Annotated in this window: 20 protein-coding genes and 1 riboswitch; of the genes, 19 read left to right on the top strand and 1 reads right to left on the bottom strand. The window is 29.7% G+C overall.

Features of this window, described 5'->3' with window-relative positions; genetic code table 11:
* Positions 1–55 precede the first annotated feature (55 nt).
* Positions 56–1,690, bottom strand: coding sequence for a malolactic enzyme (locus F1564_RS05490; RefSeq protein ID WP_018449920.1), 1,635 nt, complete (start codon positions 1,688–1,690; stop codon positions 56–58).
* A 247-nt stretch (positions 1,691–1,937) separates the two neighbouring features.
* On the opposite strand from F1564_RS05490, the gene F1564_RS05485 reads away from it, so the two are divergent.
* The 19 genes from F1564_RS05485 to F1564_RS05395 all read left to right on the top strand — a co-directional run bounded on the left by F1564_RS05485 (position 1,938) and on the right by F1564_RS05395 (position 19,057).
* Complete coding sequence (locus F1564_RS05485) at positions 1,938–2,972, top strand: pseudouridine synthase family protein (protein ID WP_018449921.1); 1,035 nt, start codon at positions 1,938–1,940, stop codon at positions 2,970–2,972.
* 116 nt (positions 2,973–3,088) lie between these two features.
* The gene (locus tag F1564_RS05480; protein WP_018449922.1) at positions 3,089–3,505 is read left to right on the top strand and encodes an HD domain-containing protein; all 417 of its coding nucleotides are present in this window, start codon (positions 3,089–3,091) and stop codon (positions 3,503–3,505) included.
* A gap of 36 nt (positions 3,506–3,541) precedes the next feature.
* The gene (locus F1564_RS05475; RefSeq protein ID WP_018449923.1) at positions 3,542–4,192 is read left to right on the top strand and encodes a Fic family protein; all 651 of its coding nucleotides are present in this window, start codon (positions 3,542–3,544) and stop codon (positions 4,190–4,192) included.
* Positions 4,193–4,238: 46 nt separating this feature from the next.
* The gene (locus tag F1564_RS05470; protein ID WP_018449924.1) at positions 4,239–5,210 is read left to right on the top strand and encodes an RluA family pseudouridine synthase; all 972 of its coding nucleotides are present in this window, start codon (positions 4,239–4,241) and stop codon (positions 5,208–5,210) included.
* 64 nt (positions 5,211–5,274) lie between these two features.
* Entirely contained in the window at positions 5,275–5,961 is a 687-nt protein-coding gene (locus tag F1564_RS05465; protein ID WP_269473415.1) for a ribonuclease HII, read from the top strand.
* A gap of 2 nt (positions 5,962–5,963) precedes the next feature.
* Complete coding sequence (locus tag F1564_RS05460; protein ID WP_018449926.1) at positions 5,964–6,368, top strand: hypothetical protein; 405 nt, start codon at positions 5,964–5,966, stop codon at positions 6,366–6,368.
* Between the two features lie 121 nt (positions 6,369–6,489).
* Positions 6,490–6,837: a YraN family protein gene (locus F1564_RS05455; RefSeq protein WP_018449927.1), complete on the top strand. Its 348-nt coding sequence runs from the start codon at positions 6,490–6,492 to the stop codon at positions 6,835–6,837.
* Positions 6,838–6,846: 9 nt separating this feature from the next.
* A complete protein-coding gene (locus tag F1564_RS05450; RefSeq protein ID WP_018449928.1) occupies positions 6,847–7,038 on the top strand; it encodes a zinc ribbon domain-containing protein in 192 nt (63 codons plus the stop codon).
* The gene (locus F1564_RS05445) at positions 7,022–7,714 is read left to right on the top strand and encodes a ComF family protein (protein WP_018449929.1); all 693 of its coding nucleotides are present in this window, start codon (positions 7,022–7,024) and stop codon (positions 7,712–7,714) included. Before F1564_RS05450 ends, F1564_RS05445 begins: the two co-directional genes overlap by 17 nt.
* Positions 7,711–10,323 carry an alpha-amylase family glycosyl hydrolase gene (locus F1564_RS05440; protein ID WP_018449930.1) on the top strand — a complete coding sequence of 871 codons (2,613 nt, stop codon included), beginning with the start codon at positions 7,711–7,713 and terminating at the stop codon, positions 10,321–10,323. The genes F1564_RS05445 and F1564_RS05440 overlap by 4 nt, the downstream gene beginning before the upstream one ends.
* An 83-nt stretch (positions 10,324–10,406) precedes the next feature.
* Positions 10,407–11,486 (top strand): thymidine kinase, encoded by a 1,080-nt coding sequence (locus F1564_RS10485; RefSeq protein ID WP_018449931.1) that lies wholly within the window; start codon positions 10,407–10,409, stop codon positions 11,484–11,486.
* Positions 11,487–11,549: 63 nt separating this feature from the next.
* Positions 11,550–11,963, top strand: coding sequence for a hypothetical protein (locus tag F1564_RS05430; RefSeq protein WP_018449932.1), 414 nt, complete (start codon positions 11,550–11,552; stop codon positions 11,961–11,963).
* A 139-nt stretch (positions 11,964–12,102) separates the two neighbouring features.
* Positions 12,103–12,282, top strand: a complete 180-nt coding sequence (locus F1564_RS05425; protein ID WP_026231194.1) for a hypothetical protein — start codon at positions 12,103–12,105, stop codon at positions 12,280–12,282.
* Positions 12,283–12,304: 22 nt separating this feature from the next.
* Positions 12,305–12,925, top strand: coding sequence for a hypothetical protein (locus F1564_RS05420; RefSeq protein WP_149201911.1), 621 nt, complete (start codon positions 12,305–12,307; stop codon positions 12,923–12,925).
* Between the two features lie 17 nt (positions 12,926–12,942).
* Positions 12,943–13,515: a hypothetical protein gene (locus F1564_RS05415; protein ID WP_018449935.1), complete on the top strand. Its 573-nt coding sequence runs from the start codon at positions 12,943–12,945 to the stop codon at positions 13,513–13,515.
* Between the two features lie 122 nt (positions 13,516–13,637).
* Positions 13,638–15,848 (top strand): ATP-dependent helicase, encoded by a 2,211-nt coding sequence (locus tag F1564_RS05410; RefSeq protein WP_018449936.1) that lies wholly within the window; start codon positions 13,638–13,640, stop codon positions 15,846–15,848.
* A gap of 328 nt (positions 15,849–16,176) precedes the next feature.
* Positions 16,177–17,607 carry a nicotinate phosphoribosyltransferase gene (locus F1564_RS05405; RefSeq protein WP_018449937.1) on the top strand — a complete coding sequence of 477 codons (1,431 nt, stop codon included), beginning with the start codon at positions 16,177–16,179 and terminating at the stop codon, positions 17,605–17,607.
* Between the two features lie 100 nt (positions 17,608–17,707).
* Positions 17,708–18,358 (top strand): thiol peroxidase, encoded by a 651-nt coding sequence (gene tpx, locus F1564_RS05400; protein WP_018449938.1) that lies wholly within the window; start codon positions 17,708–17,710, stop codon positions 18,356–18,358.
* A 60-nt stretch (positions 18,359–18,418) separates the two neighbouring features.
* Positions 18,419–19,057: an EexN family lipoprotein gene (locus F1564_RS05395; protein ID WP_018449939.1), complete on the top strand. Its 639-nt coding sequence runs from the start codon at positions 18,419–18,421 to the stop codon at positions 19,055–19,057.
* Between the two features lie 4 nt (positions 19,058–19,061).
* A riboswitch (TPP riboswitch) is annotated at positions 19,062–19,151 on the top strand.
* Positions 19,152–19,251: the final 100 nt, after the last annotated feature.

Below are 19,251 nucleotides of genomic sequence, written 5' to 3'. Positions count from 1 at the left end.
ATATTTTTATATATTTTCATTTTACTTTAAAAAGTTAGAAAAATCAATAAGCTAATTAAAGTTTTTTGTATTCAGGAATCCATTTTGTATTTTTAATTGCTTCTTTTAAATCATCAACAGGATCTCTATTTAATTTTTGCTTTAACACACTTTCTCCTACCGCAAGTGCCACTGTTTCAGAAAATTCTGTTAATTTCGATACAGGTGGAAGTACTGCAGCACCAGGTTTGTTTGTATCAACAATTCCTCCTAGTGAATGAGCTGCTGCTGAAATTATTTTGTCATTTACAAGTCTTGATTTTGTTGCAATAATTCCAAGTCCTAATCCAGGATAAATTAATGCGTTATTAGCTTGTCCAATTTCATAAACAGTGCCTTTATATTCTATTGGATCTGATGGAATTCCTGTTGCAATAAGAGCTCTTCCATCTGTCCATTCAATAAGATCTTTCGCAGATGCTTCTGCTAATTTTGTAGGATTGCTTAATGGAAAAATTATAGGTCTTTTTGTATGTTTTGCCATTTCTTGTATGATCTCTTTTGTAAAAGTTTTCGGTACTGTTGAAGTTCCTACTAAAATTGTTGGTTTTATAGCTTTAACTGCTGCTTCTAAATTTATTAGTTCATTAGAATTTTCAAATTCATCATGTTTTCTAGCAAAAGGAATTTGTTCTGGTGTCAATCCTTCTGTATCTTCAAATAATAATCCTTGCTTATCAACTAAATAAAAACGCTTTTTTGCTTCTGCTTCAGAAAGTCCTTGTTCAATCATTTCATCAAAAATTCTTTTGGCAATTCCAGCTCCAGCAGTTCCTGCACCAAAACACATATAAACTTGATCTGTAAGTTTTTCACCAGAAATTTTTAATGCTCCTAAAATTCCAGCTAAAGTAATAATTCCTGTCCCCTGTATGTCATCGTTAAAAGTTGCAATTTCATTTTCATACTTTTTCAAAATATTAGCAGCATTTAATCTTCCAAAGTCTTCCCAATGAAGATATAAATCTGGAAAAATTTTCTCAGCTGTTTTTACAAATTTATCAATAAAATTATAATATTCGTCACCTCTAACTCTTTCAAATTTATTTCCCAAATAAAATTCATTCTCCAACAATTCTTTTCTATTCGTACCTGCATCAATCACAACTGGAAGAACTGTAGAAGGATCAATTCCAGCTGCAGCAGTATAAACCATTAACTTTCCAACTGAAATATCTACTCCATTAGTTCCCCAATCTCCAATTCCTAAAATCCCTTCAGCATCTGTAACAACTATCAATCGAATATTTCTATCACTTGTGGCATTTTTTAAAATTATTTCTATATTTTCTGGTTCTTTTACTGATAAATAAGCTGCATTCTGAGGGTTTACAAATAATTCGCTGTAATTTTCTATACTTTCTGCAATTACAGGATCATAAACAATAGGCATAAATTCAACAACGTGTTCATTAAATAAATAATAAAATAATGTTCTATTTGTGTTAAAAATTTCCATCAAAAAATATCTTTTTTCTATTAATTTATCTTTCGCTTGAAATTGTTTGTAAACTTGTTTCGCTTGAGTTTCTATCGTTTGGAATTGTGCTGGCAATAGTCCCAATAATCCATATTTTTCTCTTTCTTCTTTTGTAAATGCTGTTCCTTTGTTAAGAAAAGGATCATTCAAAATTTCATAACCTGATTTCATAAATAATCACCTCTAAATTTTTAAAATAATTTTGATAAGTCAAGTATAACATGGAATAATAGAGAAATTGATTTTTTTTTACTTTAAATTAAAGGAGAGTACCTATACATTTATTGGAGAAAATGATAAAATATATTCAATTATAATTGAATAAATAATAAAGTAATTTTGAATTATGAAAAATTTAGATTGGAAAATATGTTAGGGAAATTTATAAAGTAAAGAAATAAAAAATGGAGAAATAATAGTGGATAAATTAATAAGAGATTTTGAGAATACAAAATATTTTGGATACATGTTTTTTATAGAATATAATGGAGAAAAGTTTAACTCTTTTGATGAAAATCCGAATAAAAAAAGTATAAAAGCAGAATTTAGAAAAATTTTGGAAAGTAACAAAATCAAAATATTCAAAGGAATTCAGCAGGCTGGAAGGACTGATGCGAATGTGAGTGCAAAGGAAAATATTCTTTATATAAATTCCAAAGATGTTATTGATTTTTTTAAATTAAAATTTTTGGAAATAGAAGGGCTGAAAATTAATAAAATAGTAAGAACATTGCCATTTTTAGAATTTCCACAGATGATTCAAAAAAGATATTATATTTATAAATATCCAAAACATCTTGTAAAAAATAATGAAGAGAGAATAAATCAGATTTGTGAGAAAGTGTCTGGGAAAAAGGATTTTTACGAATTTACTTCAGAAAAGGGGAAAAAATTAAAAAATCACATAAGAGAAATTTTGGTGAAATATGAAAATGGTAATCTATATTTTGCGGGAGATGGATTTTTGCCGCAGCAGGTGCGGATTATGAGTAATTTTATTTTAAATAACACGAAGTTTGATATTGAAAAGTTGAATGATGAAAACTTTGAAAATAAAAAATTAAGTATAAAAGACAAGGCACTTGATGGAAAATATTTAACATTGAAGAAGGTTGAGTTTTCAGAGGAGTTGGAAAAAATGAGATTTTTTGATGTGGAAAATATTGAAGAACTGGTGGCTTTGAAAAATAAAGAGAATAGGGAAAATTTTGAAAAAGAAAATCTAGGAATTACAAACTTAGAAAAAACAGATTTTGAAATAAAAATAAATAATTTGAATGAAGAGTTAGAGAATATTGAAAAAATTGGCAAAGTTAGGAAAATTGAAAAAAATAGTTATTTTACAGTATTTTTTGTTGAAAAGAAAGATAAAGGGGAGTTTATTGGTAAAAAGGGAAAAAATATTAGGAAGTTGAAGAAAATTTTGGGGGATGTAGTTGTGAAGGAAATTTAGAAATTGAGAAAAATAGGAAATATATTTCATTTATAAATTCTGAGTTTATGTGGCTATTGGATAGGTCTAATAAAAAATTAAATATAAATTAAAAATATGTAAAAGAGGTTGGAAAAATGTATATAATTAGAAAAGCGATGGAGTATTTTAACCCGAAGATTAATAGGGCTTATATGAATGAGGCTCTAAAAAAATTGACAGAGCAAGAAAAGAAAATATTTTTGGAAATGTCTGATTATGATAAGTTTCATTCACTTGAAGTTTATAAAAAAATAAAAAAAACAGAACTAAAAAATAATGAGAAGTATTTTAAACTGGCACTTCTGCACGACTGTGGAAAAGAAAATGTGTCGATTATAACGAGAGTTTTGCATAAATTAGGATTTAAAACGCAGTTGCAGAATCACGCACAAAGAAGTTTTGAAAAGCTGGAAAAAGTAGATGAGGAAGTAGCGATTTTAGCTAAGAATCATCATAATCGAGGGTATTCAGAGGAAATGAGCATTTTTCAGAAATGTGATGATGAGAGTTAAGAAATTGATGAAAAATTTTTAGAAAAGAGTGAATTTATGGAAGATAAGTATAAAATGACATTAGAAGAAAATATTTTTGTTGCAAAAAGAAATGTAGTGGATTCAATTTGGAAATCGGCAAATTTGGAAGGAATAGCTGTGACTTATCCTCAGACTGAAACAATTTTTCAAGGGCTGGGAATTCAAAATATGAAAATTAAGGATATAAATGCCATTGTTAATTTGAAACATTCGTGGGAATTTATTTTGGAAAATATTAAATATCCGATTGATTTAAATTATATCTGTAAAATAAATCAACTTATTGGAGAGGCAAATGTAAATCCTTTCCCAGGACTCAGTATGGGTGGAACAGATTGGAAGCCTGAAATTCCTGATAAAGAAAAAGTGAATGACAGTTTGAACAAGATTTTAGAAAGTGAAAATTCTGCAACAGAAAAAGCAATAAACTTAATGCTATATTTAATGAGAAGCCAGCTTTTTTATGATGGAAATAAAAGGACAAGCATGATGGCGGCAAATCAAGTGATGATTCAAAATGGTGCAGGGATTATTTCAGTTCCTATAAAATATCAGGAGGAATTTTTGGAATTGCTTGTAAAATTTTACGAAACTAATGATATGAATGAAATTAAGGAATTGATTTACAATCATTGTATTGACGGGATAAATTTTAAAAAAGAATAGAATTTTGGGAAATAAAAAATTATAAAAGAAAGAAAAATAAATAATTATGAATAAAAAATATGAAGTAGAAAATAAATTTGAAGATGAAATAGATAGTGAAAATGAGGAAGATATTGTTGTTTTGAGAGAAGAAGCTGGAAGCAGAATTGATAAATTTTTGTCAGAAAGGCTGGAGTTGACACGGACACGTATTCAGCAGCTTATAAAAGATGAAAATATTTTGGTAAATCAAAAAAAGACAAAGCCTGCTTATAAGATTGAAGAAAATGATACAATAAAAGTTGCAATTCCGGAACTGGAAACTGTTGAAATTAAACCTGAAAACATTGATATCAAAATAATTTACGAAGATAATGATTTGGCAGTTATTAATAAAAAAGCTGGAATTGTCGTACATCCTGCGAATGGACATTATTCGGGAACACTTGTAAATGCAATTTTGTATCACATTAAAGATTTGTCGGGAATAAATGGGGAAATCCGTCCTGGTATTGTGCATAGGCTAGATAAGGACACAAGCGGACTTTTAATAATTGCAAAAAATGACAAGGCACATCTGAAATTATCGCAAATGTTTCATGATAAAACTGTGAAAAAAACTTATCTTGCGATTTTGAAAGGAAAACTAAATCAGAAAAGTGGAAGAATTGTAACACAAATCGGACGTGATAAAAATGACAGAAAGAAAATGACTGTAATAAATGATTTAAATTCAGGAAAAACAGCAATTACCAATTATGAAGTAATTTCACAGACAGAAAAATTTACGCTTGTTAAAGTTCATATTGAAACAGGAAGGACTCACCAAATCAGAGTTCACATGAAACATCTAGGATACCCAATTTTAGGCGACAGTGTCTACGGCAGAACAGATATCGAAAAACGCCAAATGCTTCACGCTTATAAATTGGAATTTCAACATCCAATTACAGAAGAAAAGATGGAATTTATTGCAAAATTGCCAGAAGATTTTAAAAAGGCACTGAAAAAATGTGGGCTTGAGTTTGAAACCTTTTAATTAGACTGTGTTTGAAAATTATCAAATTGAATATTTTAAAGGCAGTTTTATAAAAAGTTATTTAATAAACCTATTAAATAAATTACAAAAAATAGAGGAAAAATTTATGGATAAAGAAAAATTAGAAAACAAAAGAAATGAATTAATGGAATTTGATGAAAAGTACAATAAGATTGTTGTTGGAGTTGATGAGGCTGGGAGAGGGCCTTTGGCTGGACCAGTTGTGGCTGGGGCGATTATTGTAAATCGGAATTTTCCAGAATTGCAGGAGATTAATGATTCAAAGAAATTGACTGAGAAAAAAAGGGAAAGGTTGTTTGAGGCAATAGAAAAAAATTGTATTGTGGGAATTGGGATTGCTTCGGAAAAGGAAATTGATGAGATGAATATTTTGAATGCAACGTTTCTTGCAATGCGTCGAGCGATTAGTCAAGTGGCGGGAAAATCTGAATTTGGTATAGTTTTAGTTGATGGTAATCATTTGATTCGTGAGTATAAAGGAGAGCAGGAGTGCGTTGTGAAAGGCGATAGCAAGTCGATTGCAATTGCGGCGGCTTCGATTGTGGCAAAGGTTACGAGGGATAGAATGCTTTGTGAAATCGCAAAAGAATTTCCTGAGTATGAATTTGAGAAACATAAGGGATATGGAACTAAGAAACATAGGGAGATTTTGCTTGAAAAAGGGGCTTGTAAGTATCATAGGAAGACGTTTTTGAAGAAGATATTGGTAGATAGTGAGAAGAAAGAATAGACATGTATATAGTAGAGAGTTTGAGGAAATATGAATATGACAGGATGGCGTTAATAAAAGAATTGGGAAATAATGGAAAAAAGTGGAATGTTTCATTTGTAGAATACAATGTAAAAGATACTATTAGCAAAGGGGATATTGTCAAAGTAGAATTATTTATTCAATATGTGCGTAAAGATTTGAAAATAGATATGAACAGTGAATTGAGTGCTACGCAGCCTTTGCCAAATTCTCCACATATAGAAGCTGTAGTGAAAGTGGTAAAACAGATAAATTCAGATTCTTTGCTGGTAAAATCATCCATTTTAGATTCAGAAATTTTGATCGAATTTGAAAATGAGGTGATTTATAAAAAAAATGATGTTGTTTTTTTGGAAGGTGAACTTTCATTTAAATTTTTACAGTAAGAGTAAATGCCTTATTTTCAGTCTTGAAAAAAAAGTAAAAAATTGGTATCATATAATATAAAATTAACTGATTAAATATTTATGATACAATATTTTAAAAAAGGGGATGGAAAATAAAAAGATGAATAAAAGGGAAATTGGGTTTAAGTATGAGAATATTGCGAAAAAATATTTGATTTTGCAGGGACTTACGTTTGTTGAGAGTAATTTTTATACTAGGTTTGGAGAGATTGATCTGATTTTTTTTGAAAAGAATAGCGAGACACTGGTGTTTGTGGAAGTTAAATATAGGAAGAATAATTTTTTTGGGTCAGCGATTGAGATGGTGACACAGGAGAAGCAGAATAGAATTCTTGCCAGCTCGCAGGCTTATCTTTTGAAAAAAAATTGGGATAAGAATGTGAGGTATGATATTATTGGAGTAAGCAAGGGTTCTGGAAATATTGAATGGTTAAAAAATGCGTTTTGAGGTGGTTATATGAGAAATGATGAAAAATGCTGTAAATGCGGAATGGATATATTTGAAATAAAAAAGGTGGCTATTCCTACCAAAAAGGCTGTTGGAGCAAAGATAGCTATTGATACGTTTTATTTGAAAATATGTAAAAACTGTGGATATACGGAAATGTACTCAACCAAAATAATTCAGAAGGTTGAAGATCCAGTCTAAAGTTTTTAGGAAAATAATATTTAATTTTAAAGGAATTTTATTTAGAAATCGGGATATAATTTCTGGGGAGGAATTGGTTGAGTGTGATATTGTATCAAAAGATACAAGAAATGATTTGAAAAAGCTAAAAAAATTGAAGAAATTAAATAATATTTACTATGTCTGGGATTATAACAGGGAATTTAAAAGATTGATTTATTCCTATAAATATAATCATAGGAAGATTATGGCAAAACTAATTGCTGAATTGGTAAAAGAGGAATTTTATTATGTTTTAAAAAGGGAAAAAATAGATGTTGTTGTGAGTGTGCCTGTCAGTAGGAAAAGGAAAAATGAGAGAGGATATAATCAGGTTGATGAAATTTTGAATTTCTTAAAGGTTAATTATGTCCAGCTTGAACGGATTAAAAATACGAAAAAAATGGCTGGAATTCTAAATGAGGAAGATAGAAATAAAAATATAAAGGGAGCTTTTAAAATTTCTGGAAATATTGACTTTAAAAATAAAAACATTCTGATACTTGATGATATTATAACAACTGGGGCTACACTTAGGGAAATTAAAAGTAGTATTTTAGAGCAATTTGAAGGTGATGTGAATAAAAAAAATATAAAAATAATAGTTTTTTGTCTGGCTGCGGCTAGGGAAATTAAGGTGAATAGAGGAGAAGTATGAGTTTTAAATTAAAAATGAAAGTTTTGCTATTTTTGATAAGTTCAGTTGTTTCATTTTCAGCTTCAGTACAAAATGAGGATTTTCATGAAAATATAAAAAATGATGCTGTGAATATTCAAGAGGATTATTTGATTAGTGTAGCGAAGAAAAATAATAAAAAAAATAGTGAAAATTTAGAAAAAATTGATAATGATGATGATAATAATGAAACAAATGAAACAGATGAAAATACATATATTTCTAAAACAAATGAATCATTGAAATATAGTCAAAGAAATGATGGAATTATTGATTTAAATTCATTAGTTCACAAAGAGGATACTGAATTTAGAGTTCTTAACGGAAATAATGTTAAGGTAATGTTAAAGACTAAAAATAATGATATTTATTCTGCAGAAGTTGTTTATGATGGCGGTAAAAAATTGATGCGTGGAATTGGAAACTATGGTGGAAATGAAATTTTTATGGCTGAAATTCCAAGCGGCGTGTCAAGTTACTATTTTGTGCTGACAGATGACAAGACAAAATATTATATGGGAAGAAATATTTCAAAAAATTTAAAGGATATAGAAAAATTTGAATTTTCACGGTCAGATAAATTAACGACGATTCCAGAATGGGCGAGAGGTTCTGTAGGATATCAGATTTACATTGATTCATTTAGAAATGGGGATGTGGATAATGATGCGATTTTTAATGAGTTTGGGACAGATGACTTTGCTGAGCCTACTGGAGAAATTCGTTCAGGAAGATCAAAAAAAGATTTAGTTTTAGCGTATTGGGGCGGAAATGAGAAGCCGCAATTTTCCCTAAATGAGTGGAATAGTAATTATGAGGAAAAAAACGAGTGGGAAGAAAATACGTTAAATGATGTTCAAAATTACACACGTTATTATGGTGGAGACTTAGAAGGAATAATTGAAAAACTTGATTATATTAAAGATCTTGGTGTAGAATATATAATTTTATCATCACCATTTTATTCACTTTCAAACCATAAATACGACACAATTTACTTTAATCACGTTGATCCGTATTTTGGCTACATAGAGCAGACTGGAACGTCAAAAGGACTTGACATAAAATCAAAAGTTCATAATAACAATGGGGATATGGAATTAAATTTGCTTATTTTTAATCCTGAAACTGATAAAAACTTGCTTGATGAAGACTTGCTAGATCCAAAAACGTGGGTGTGGACAGATTCTGACTTAAAACTGGCGAGCCTTGTGAAAAAGGCCCATCAGAAAGGGCTTAAAGTTGTTCTGGAAGTAGCGCCTGACACTACATCAAATAGATTTTTTGCAATAAATAATAAGGAATTTTCAAACTGGTATTTGAAGAATACTGTGCTTGACTTAAAAAATCCTGAAGTTAGAAATTATATTGAAAATGCGATGAAAAAATGGGTTTTAGGACCTGATGGAACTTTTAAAAAGGAAATTTATGATGACGGGATTGACGGGATAAGATATGTTTATTATGACAATGAAAATAAAGAATATATCGCAAATATTACAGAAAATTTGAAAAAATATAAACCAGATCTGCTGATTACAGGGGAAGTTTCAAATAGCATTACAAAAGATATTGAAGATGGAATATATGATAGTGGAGCAGATTATAACATAATTAATAATATTATAAAATATACTGTAAATACTAATCCGAATTATCGTATCGGCGGAGTAGAATTTGCAACAAAATTAAATGAAATTTATAACAGATATTCAAGTAATCGTTTTAATATGACACAAGTGTTTATCGGCTCGCTTGATACGGACAGAATTTTTAGCGGAATGATAAATCCAAACAGGGTTTATGATAGAAATAATCAGTCAGATCAAGGATATTTGAATATTCGTCCAGATCTTTATGATGGAACGGCTGTAAGTAAACTGAAAAGAGTAGTTTCAATGCAAATGATGCTGCCTGCAACGCCAGTTATCTATTATGGAGATGAAAAAGGAATGTGGGGAGCAGATTCGCCTAGAAATAGAAAGCCTATGTTATGGCAGGATTATGAACCCTATGACAATGAAACTGACAATATTATCAAATATAAAGATAGGCTTAGAAGTTTGCCAAGCGTTGTGGAAGTAAATGAAGTTCAAAAGTGGATTTCATATCCTGTAAACAGTAATTCTGATATTGAAAATCATTACAGAGCATTATTAAAAATACGTGAGGAACATAAAAACTTATTTAGAAATGGAAAGTTGAGAATTCTTGAAGTCTATAGCGATCCAAAGACAAAAGGACGTATTGACTCAGAAATTACAGCTTATTTAGATGATCAGAAAAGACGGGCAAAATTGTATCAAGGTCGTGATATAAATCCTGCAAGACCAAATACAGACTTTATTTCCTATGAGATATCAGATGGAAATGAGTCAATGATAATAGTGGTAAATAACGGGTCAGATGAATATCCATTGTCGTTGCAAGTACCAAAATTATTTGGATTTTATAGAAATCAGCTAAATTTAAAGGAAAATTATGCTATTTCTGACAAAAAAATCCAAGTTAATGTAAAGCCTTATGAAGTCAAAGTTTTATATAGTAATGCAAAAAATATGTTTGATTCATTTAGACAAAATAAAAAATAAAAATATATGGGGCAGAAGCCCCTTTTTAAAACGTAATTTATCTAAATCATTGAATAATAAAAAATATGAAAAGGAAAGATAAAATGATACAAAATTCTAAAATTGGAACATTGGAAGTAGTTACTGGAAGCATGTTTTCAGGAAAAAGTGAGGAGCTTATAAGACGGCTTAGGCGTGCAGAGTATGCAAAGCAGAAAATTGTCGCATTTAAGCATGCAATCGATAACAGATATGGAGAAGACGGAGTGTTTTCACATGGGAATGACAGTTTTAGAGCTTATCCCGTAAGTGATGTTTCTCAAATGGAAGAAATCATGGAAAAAAATGTTGATGCAGAAGTCATTGGCATTGATGAAGTGCAGTTTTTTGGAGAAAGAGTTGTTGATTTTTGTAAAAAGTATGTGGAATATGGTAAAAGAGTGATTGTTGCAGGGCTTGATATGAGCTTTAGGGCAGAGCCTTACGAGCCTGTGCCTGAATTGATGAGCATTGCCGATCAGGTAGATAAACTTCACGCAATTTGCATGGTTTGTGGAAAGCCTGCTTATGCGAGTCAGCGTCTTATTAATGGAGAGCCTGCTTATTATGATGATCCATTAGTTATGGTTGGTGCAAATGAAAATTATGAGGCAAGATGCCGTAGACATCACATTGTAAGGTATAGAACTGATAAAAAAGGGAAAATATATTTTATTGTTGGAACAGAAATTAACGTTGGCAAGAAATTTGTTGAAAAAATGTATGAAAAGCAGCTAGTTGACAAGAAAAAAATAGAAAGCATTGTTATAAAAGGTCAAATGAACGAAAGTGAAAAAATTGATTTAATAAAATTGCGTGAAAAAATAAATTTGGCATTAGTTGAAAATGATTATATCTTTGTCAGAATTACTGGCGGGCTTTTGTTAAAGCTGGAAGGAAGCTACAGTATTCTGGACTTTATGTGTGAATTTAGAAAAAATTCAGAAGTTATCATTGTTTCAAAAAATAAAAAAGGCGTACTTAACCAAATTTTATTAACAGTGGATTTACTAAAAAAATCAGACTTGAACTTGAAGGAAATTGTTTATAAGAATGGGACTAGTCATGCTGGGGAAGAAAAGGAAGAAAATGGTGTTATTGAGAAAATATCGAAAATAACGGAAGTGAAGTATCGGGAGTTATAGGATTTGAATTTATTATATATTTAGAGTGTGAATTAATAGTAAAATTTGAAGGAGAGATTTATAATGAAAAAATTATTAACTGTAATTTTGATTACTTTCTGTATAGTTACTTGCGGAAAGAAAAATCAGGACACTAGTGATTTAGTTTCTGATACAAATATAAAAAAACAAAAAATTGCTAAAACTAAATCAATAAGCAATTCAGAAGAAGCATATCAATTAGTACGAAAATCTATTATTAAACATAATTTGGCGGATATTAATTGTATAACGGCTTCAGAGGGTGAAGATGAAAATTATTATTATTTTGATATTCGCAGTAATAATGAAAAATGTGGTGGAGATCCAAGTGTAGCACCACGATTATTTAGTTATCAAGTAAATAAGAAAACAGGCAAATTAAAAACAGATTCAATGCAGTGGGCTGAAAAAATTGGGAAAGATCCTTTAGCGATGGAATTTCATGCGATAGATTAAAATTTGAGAGAGAAATTAAGAATAATTTTAAAAATTTGAAGGGAGAGATTTGGGGTGAGAAAATTTATTTTGTTAGGGATTTTTTGTAGATCTTGCTCAAGTAAAATATAAATCAGATAACAATATATTAAGAATGCACATGCAAATGCGTAGGACAGCTTACAAAAATTTACCAGATGGATTCATTCTACCTATAACTTCAAAAAATATAAAAGAACAAGGTGCTAAAATTGTAGATGAAGATTTAGTAGAAGTTTATGGAAGCACTTTGGGAGTGCCAACAGTTTCTGAAGAGGAATTTTTAGATGAAGAATATTAAAATGAAGAATAGGGAGAATTTTATGAGAAAAATTATATTATTTTTAAATTTATTTTTAGTTTTTAATTTAGGCTTTTCAGCTCCACAATCTAATACAACAGGTGGATATATCGATAATAAATGGTATGCTTGGTATGATAATACTTTTCTTGGAAAAGAAACTGTAATTTCTGAAAAATTTCATAAATTTAAAAGTTTAGAAGTGGATGTAATTGGAATCGGACTTTATTATGATGTCAAAAATAAATATTATAATTCTAATGATAAATTTGAAAATGGATTTAATAAAGTATTTTTAAAAGTATCTAATTTTAAGTTGACTGATATAAATGGAAATATATACACGAAGGATAATTATCCAAATGAAAAAAGAGTAGAGTTTATTCCTGATATAATTATAAATAATCGTTATTTAGCAACAAATTTACTAAATAATGACGTAAATTTAAAATTTAAAAGTCCAGAAAAAAAAGATAAAAATCTGATATCTTTAGATGTTGTACCAGTAAAATTAAAATTCGTATCAGATGGTGTTGACATTATTTGTTCTGAAATAGATGGCAGAACGTTACATTTAAGTTGTAATGACATAGAATATAACTGGTATAATATATCGCCAATTGAGCAAACAATAGATAATTGAATAAAGGAGTAAAAGCAATGATAAGATATATTTTAATAATATTAGCACTTTTAAGTTTTAACATTTTTGCTGAAAGATACAAAGGTGGTTATGTTAATGGAAAATGGTATGCTTTTTATAACAATAATTATATTGAAAGAAATTGTATAGATGGATTTGAAAACGAACCTCTTGGTGGATGCGGACATCAATTTCCGTTTTTATTGCAAAAAATAGAATTGTCAGTTATAGGAGTTGCAGAAATAAAAAATAAAGAAAATGATGCACTAGAAATTTTGTTGAAAGTTTCTGATTTTAAAATTGAGAATTCTGATTATGAAGGTGAAATATACACACCATATGCTTACCCTGTTCCCCCAGAAAAGAAAGGAAAACCATATTTTCCAAAATTTTCTTCAATTCCCAAAGATGAGTTTTTAAAATTTTTAAAAGATAATAATAAAAACTTGAAGTTTAATAATAAAGAATGGGTAGAAGAATATGAAGGAAAAAAAGTAAAATTTTCAGGAGTTGAAATAATAAAATTAAATTTGTTTGGTAGTTTTTACAGAGAAGGAAATGAAATATGGATTAGTTGTGTTGGATTTTGATTAGATTAATTATAATAAATTAATTAATGTTTATTATTATTGATAAAAAAATTCAATATTTTGATAGTTTTCAGATACATACTAGATATTTAAAAAATAATGATGATTAAAAAAGGAGAAATATGAGCAGTATTTTAGATGAATTAAATGAAGAGCAGAGAAAAGCTGCGGAAAAAATAGAAGGGCCTGTATTGATACTGGCTGGAGCGGGAAGTGGTAAAACACGGACAGTTACTTATAGAATTGCACACATGGTAAAAGAAATAGGGATTTCACCGCTTAATATTCTGGCACTTACTTTTACGAATAAGGCGGCAAGAGAGATGAAGGAAAGGGCTGCGGCACTTATTGGACATGAGGCGAATAATCTTGTAGTTTCTACATTTCACTCGTTTTCAGTAAGATTGCTTAAAACTTATTCTGAAAGAATTGGATATGGGCGAAATTTTAATATTTATGATGTGGATGATCAGAAGTCGATTATTACAAAGATAAAAAAGGATATGGGAATTAAGGATAATGACAATGTTCAGCCGGGAAAACTTGCAAATAGAATCAGCAAATTGAAGGAACAGGGGATAGGAATTAAGGAGCTTGAACGTGAAATTGATATGAGAATTCCTGCGAACAGGCTTTTTGGCGAGATTTATCAGAAGTATGATGAAGTTTTGAAGGCAAATAATGCGATGGATTTTTCGGATTTGCTTTTGAATGCGAGAAAATTGCTGGATGATGCTTTTGTTCTCGAAAGAATCCAGGAAAGGTATCAGTATATTGTGGTGGATGAGTATCAGGATACTAACGATATTCAGTATGAGATGATTAATATGATTGCAGCAAAGTATCGAAACATCTGTGTTGTAGGAGATGAGGATCAGAGTATTTATGCATTTCGTGGGGCAAATATTAATAACATTCTGAATTTTGAGAGAGATTACAAGGAAGCGTTTACGGTAAAATTGGAAAGAAATTACCGTTCTACAAAGAAAATACTGGATACAGCCAATGAGCTTATTAAAAATAATAAAAGTTCAAAAGGGAAAACTCTTTGGACAGATGGCTCAGATGGAGAAAAAATCAAGATTTACAATGCAATGACTGTTTATGATGAAGCAGATTTCATTGTGACAGAGATGAAAAAAAAGAAAAGAGATGGTGCTGATTACAAGGATATGACGATTTTGTACAGGACAAATGCACAGTCAAGAGTTCTGGAGGAAAAACTGCTGTCTGCAAATATTCCTTACAAAATTTACGGTGGGATGCAGTTCTTTCAACGTAAGGAAATAAAGGATATTTTGGCATATTTAAGCCTTTTAAATAATAAAAATGATAATCATAATTTTTATCGTATAATTAACGTTCCAAAACGTTCTGTTGGAGAAAAGACGCTTGAAAAAATACAGGAAGTGGCAAATGAAAAAAATATCTCGATGCTTGAAGCGCTTCACTACATTGATGAAATTCCTGTAAGAGCATCTACAAAACTGGCATTAAAGGAATTTTACAATTTAATGCAGGGTATTTACTCAAGCCTTGAAGAAATGTCAATTAAGGAAATATTTGATGAAATTCTTATAAGAACACGTTATATTGACTCAATTGAAGACAACAAGGAAGACAGGGTTAGAAATATTGAGGAATTGTTAAACAGTATTACTGAAATTGAAAAGCAAAATCCAAGTATGTCCTTAAATGAATATCTTGATATGATTTCGTTAAGTTCGACGACTGATGAAATGGAAGAAGATGAAAATTATGTAAAACTTATGACAATTCACAGTTCAAAAGGACTGGAATTTGATTATGTATTTCTTGCAGGAATGGAAGATGGGCTGTTTCCGTCAATTTCTTTCGATGCTCCTGAAGAAGAGCTGGAAGAAGAGCGTAGACTTTGCTATGTGGCGATAACCCGTGCTAAAAAAGAACTGTTTATTTCCTATTCTTCATCAAGAAAAATTTGGGGAAAAGATGACAATTTACGTCGTCCATCAAGATTTATCTATGAAATGAAGCAAGATAATCTGGAGTATATAGGCGGAAAATACGGAAGTTTAAAAGGGAAATCTTCAGCTCCAAGAAGTTTTACACCGAAAATAGAAAACTTTAATCCATTTTCTAAGGATAAATTAGGAACTTTTGGTAAAAAATTAAGTAATTCTCAAATAACTTCAAATGTGAATTCTAAATATAAAGTTGGAGATGTTGTTAATCACAAGAAATTTGGACGTGGAAAAATAAAAAAAGTGGATATGAAAAGTATGATTGTGGAATTTATGATTGGTGAGAAGAAAATAGCATTGGTGTTGGCGGATAAAATTTTGGAAAAATAAAAAATAGTATTATTACAGTAAAAGCCTTTTTACTTTATTCAAAGAGGTTTTACTGTATTTTTAGTATATTTTCAAAGGATAAAGGGTTATAATCGATTATACAAATTAAAAGTATATGGTGATTTAAAGGTATTAAAGATTAACTGCCAGCAGTGTCTATAACAATAAGAATTTTTGTTTCCTTGTCAAAGATGGAGAAAATAATAAAGCTAAAAATTTTAAAATACTGTATTTGGTGAAATTTTTATACTTTTACAAACGGCTAAAAAGAGTATAGGGAAGGAGAGTATGATTTTTACATAATTTGTAATTATCATACAAAATAAAAATGAAAAATTTAATATTATCGACAGATTCATATAAAATTACTCATCCATTTCAATATCCAGAAAATATGACGTATATGCACGATTATATCGAGAGTCGTGGCGGTTTATACGGATATGTAAAATTTTTTGGACTGCAATATTACTTAATGGAGTATTTGACAAAAAGAATTACAAATGAAATGATAGATGAAGCCAAGGAAATTTGTGAATTACATGGATTGCCATTTTTTGAAGAAGGATGGAGATATATCGTAGAAAAGTTGGATGGGAAGTTGCCACTTAGAATTAGAACCGTGCCAGAAGGCAGCGTTGTAAAAAATCATAATGTGCTGGTTACAGTTGAATCAACTGACAAAAATGTGCCTTGGATTGTGGGCTGGGTGGAAACATTGCTGTTAAAAGTATGGTATCCAATTACCGTTGCTACATTTTCATACAAGGCAAAACAGATTATAAAATACTTTTTGGAAGAAACAAGTGACAATGTGGAAGCAGAGTTGAAGTTTAAATTGCATGATTTTGGTTATCGTGGTGTTTCTAGCGAGGAAAGTGCTGGAATTGGCGGAATGGCTCATCTTACAAATTTTTATGGAACGGATACCTTAAATGCACTTGTCTTTGCCCGTAAATATTATAATGAAAAAATAGCCGCTTTCAGTGTGCCTGCTTCTGAACACAGTACAATGACTTCGTGGACTCAGAAATATGAAAAGGAAGCATACGAAAACATGCTTGATAAATTTCCAAAAGGAATTGTTTCAATCGTTCTTGACAGCTATAATTTTTTTAATGCGGTAGAAAATATTATCGGAAAAGATTTACGTGAAAAAATATTGGCAAGAGATGGAATGGTTACAATACGTCCAGATAGCGGAGATGCAATTACAAATATTCTATTTGCACTTGAAAGTCTGGAAAAGAATTTTGGCTATACTATAAACTCCAAAGGATATAAAGTAATTAACAAAGTTCGTATTTTACAAGGTGATGGAATTAATGAAGATACAATCTGGGATATTTATAAATCTTTAAAAGATAATAAATATTCTGCTGAAAATGTTACTTTGGGCTGTGGAGGATCACTTTTGCAAGGAAATGAAAAATCTAGCATTAACAGGGATACTCATAAATTTGCCATGAAATGCAGCTGTATAAAAATTGGAAATGAAGTTAGAGATGTTTACAAAAATCCTGTTACAGATAAAGGAAAAGTCAGTAAAAAGGGACGACTTGACTTAATAAAAAATAAAAATGGAGAATTTGAAACAGTAAATATTTCAGATTTACCTGAAAATCAATATCACGAAGATTCCGTAATGGAATGTGTTTTTGAAAATGGAAAAATTTTGAAAACATATACTTTTGAAGAAGTTAGAAGAAATGAAGATTTATTATATAATCCGAGTTTAATCAGAGAAGTATCAAAATAAAAATAATAAATTAGATAAAAATAGTTTAAATTAAAATTGCAAAAATTATACAATTTAGATTTTTAAAAGCAATAGATAAAATTACGAAAGAAGGAAATAAATGAAAAAAATATTATTATTAGGAGTAGCTGCAGTAGTTTTAGCTGCCTGTGGAAATAAGCCCAAAACACAAAATAAAATAGGACAGGCGGGACAAAATGCCGAATATGCACAATATTTAGACACTTTGAAAGCTGATAATAATTTAAAAATCACAATGGGAAAAGTTCCCGTAACAATTGTTGGAAAAGAATTAAAAGTTGGAGATAAAATAAAGGAAGTGCCTTTAGTTATAAATACGAAATTGGAAGAAAAAAATATTTTTGAAGATAAAAATATAAAAGTAATCTATACCGCACCATCGCTTGATACAAAAGTTTGTTCATTGCAGACAAAACAGTTAAATGAAGCTGCAAAAACTTATCCAAATGTAAAATTTTACTCGGTAACTGTTGATACTCCATTTGCACAGGAAAGATTCTGTACAGCCAATGAAATTAACGGATTAAAAGCAGTTTCTGACTTTAAATATCATCAATTTGGTATTCAGAATGGATTTTTTGTAAAGGAAAAAGGACTGTTGACAAGAGCGTTGGTAATAGTGGATGAAAATAATAATGTAAAATATATTGAATATGTGCCTGAAGAAGGGAAAGAGGCAAATATTGACAAAGCGTTAAAATTTTTAAAAAATAATTTAATAAAAAAATAAAATTTTGAAAATTTGAAAAAATGAGGTATAATTAATTAAAACAAACTTTTTGGAGGAAAAATGAAAAAAATAAAATTATTACTTCTAATTTCAGTTTCAGCGATGATTTTTACGGCATGTGGAAATAAGTACAGCGTAAAAAATTTAAAAAAAGATGACAAGCTCTTAAAAGAGACTGTCATAAAATGTAAACAAAAACAAGATGAGAAAATTTGTAAAAATGTGGAGCAGGCACAAAGTGAGCTGGCACAGGAATGGTGGAACAAAGTGAAGCCTGAAGTTTCTAAAAAAGTAGATGAAATTTCAAAGGATGTGTTAGCAGGAAATGCAAGTTCAAGTATGGAAAGTGCACCTGAAAAACTTTGGGACTGGGAAGCTAAACATCTATCTACAACACCGCAAAAAGCTAAAGAAATGACATTGCAACTGTTAAAGGAAGTTTCGCAGAAAGTAAAATTTGAAAAATTTGAATATAATATGCAAAACGTAAAGACAGGGCAGACAACTGCTGGAAGAAATTATGCTGTTATACCAACAAAAAGTATAATTTCAGCTCAAGGCAAAAAAATGGAATTAAATCAAAAGACTTTGGCATTTGAAGATAAAAATAAATGGTATTTAGTAAATATTGATGAAAAAACTAAATTAATTTTGAAAGAATTATATTCAGATCTTGCAGATGTAAATATAGAACAATAATAAATAAAAAATACTGGGGAGCAGTTTTGCTGAGAATTAAACCCATATAACCTGTACAGATAATGCTGTCGGAGGGAGTATTTTATATAAAATAAAAAATAATTTAAAATAAAGAATGAAATAATTTTAATTTTAAAGTTATTTGATATTATCTTTTTGAATTATAAAAATATAGAATCTCCTTGTAACAAGGG

It is taken from the genome of Leptotrichia shahii, from assembly GCF_008327825.1.
Classification (GTDB): Bacteria; Fusobacteriota; Fusobacteriia; order Fusobacteriales; family Leptotrichiaceae; genus Leptotrichia; species Leptotrichia shahii.
The sequence above is the reverse complement of the archived record's forward strand: the minus strand, read 5'-3'. Positions and strand labels throughout refer to the sequence as shown.

Coding starts and splice junctions, on each gene's coding strand:
- F1564_RS05490 (WP_018449920.1), bottom strand. CDS start 1,690: ATGAAATCAGGTTATGAAATTTTGAATGATCCTTTTCTTAACAAAGGA.
- F1564_RS05480 (WP_018449922.1), top strand. CDS start 3,089: ATGTATATAATTAGAAAAGCGATGGAGTATTTTAACCCGAAGATTAAT.
- F1564_RS05475 (WP_018449923.1), top strand. CDS start 3,542: ATGGAAGATAAGTATAAAATGACATTAGAAGAAAATATTTTTGTTGCA.
- F1564_RS05470 (WP_018449924.1), top strand. CDS start 4,239: ATGAATAAAAAATATGAAGTAGAAAATAAATTTGAAGATGAAATAGAT.
- F1564_RS05460 (WP_018449926.1), top strand. CDS start 5,964: ATGTATATAGTAGAGAGTTTGAGGAAATATGAATATGACAGGATGGCG.
- F1564_RS05455 (WP_018449927.1), top strand. CDS start 6,490: ATGAATAAAAGGGAAATTGGGTTTAAGTATGAGAATATTGCGAAAAAA.
- F1564_RS05450 (WP_018449928.1), top strand. CDS start 6,847: ATGAGAAATGATGAAAAATGCTGTAAATGCGGAATGGATATATTTGAA.
- F1564_RS05440 (WP_018449930.1), top strand. CDS start 7,711: ATGAGTTTTAAATTAAAAATGAAAGTTTTGCTATTTTTGATAAGTTCA.
- F1564_RS10485 (WP_018449931.1), top strand. CDS start 10,407: ATGATACAAAATTCTAAAATTGGAACATTGGAAGTAGTTACTGGAAGC.
- F1564_RS05430 (WP_018449932.1), top strand. CDS start 11,550: ATGAAAAAATTATTAACTGTAATTTTGATTACTTTCTGTATAGTTACT.
- F1564_RS05425 (WP_026231194.1), top strand. CDS start 12,103: ATGCAAATGCGTAGGACAGCTTACAAAAATTTACCAGATGGATTCATT.
- F1564_RS05420 (WP_149201911.1), top strand. CDS start 12,305: ATGAGAAAAATTATATTATTTTTAAATTTATTTTTAGTTTTTAATTTA.
- F1564_RS05415 (WP_018449935.1), top strand. CDS start 12,943: ATGATAAGATATATTTTAATAATATTAGCACTTTTAAGTTTTAACATT.
- F1564_RS05410 (WP_018449936.1), top strand. CDS start 13,638: ATGAGCAGTATTTTAGATGAATTAAATGAAGAGCAGAGAAAAGCTGCG.
- F1564_RS05405 (WP_018449937.1), top strand. CDS start 16,177: ATGAAAAATTTAATATTATCGACAGATTCATATAAAATTACTCATCCA.
- tpx (WP_018449938.1), top strand. CDS start 17,708: ATGAAAAAAATATTATTATTAGGAGTAGCTGCAGTAGTTTTAGCTGCC.
- F1564_RS05395 (WP_018449939.1), top strand. CDS start 18,419: ATGAAAAAAATAAAATTATTACTTCTAATTTCAGTTTCAGCGATGATT.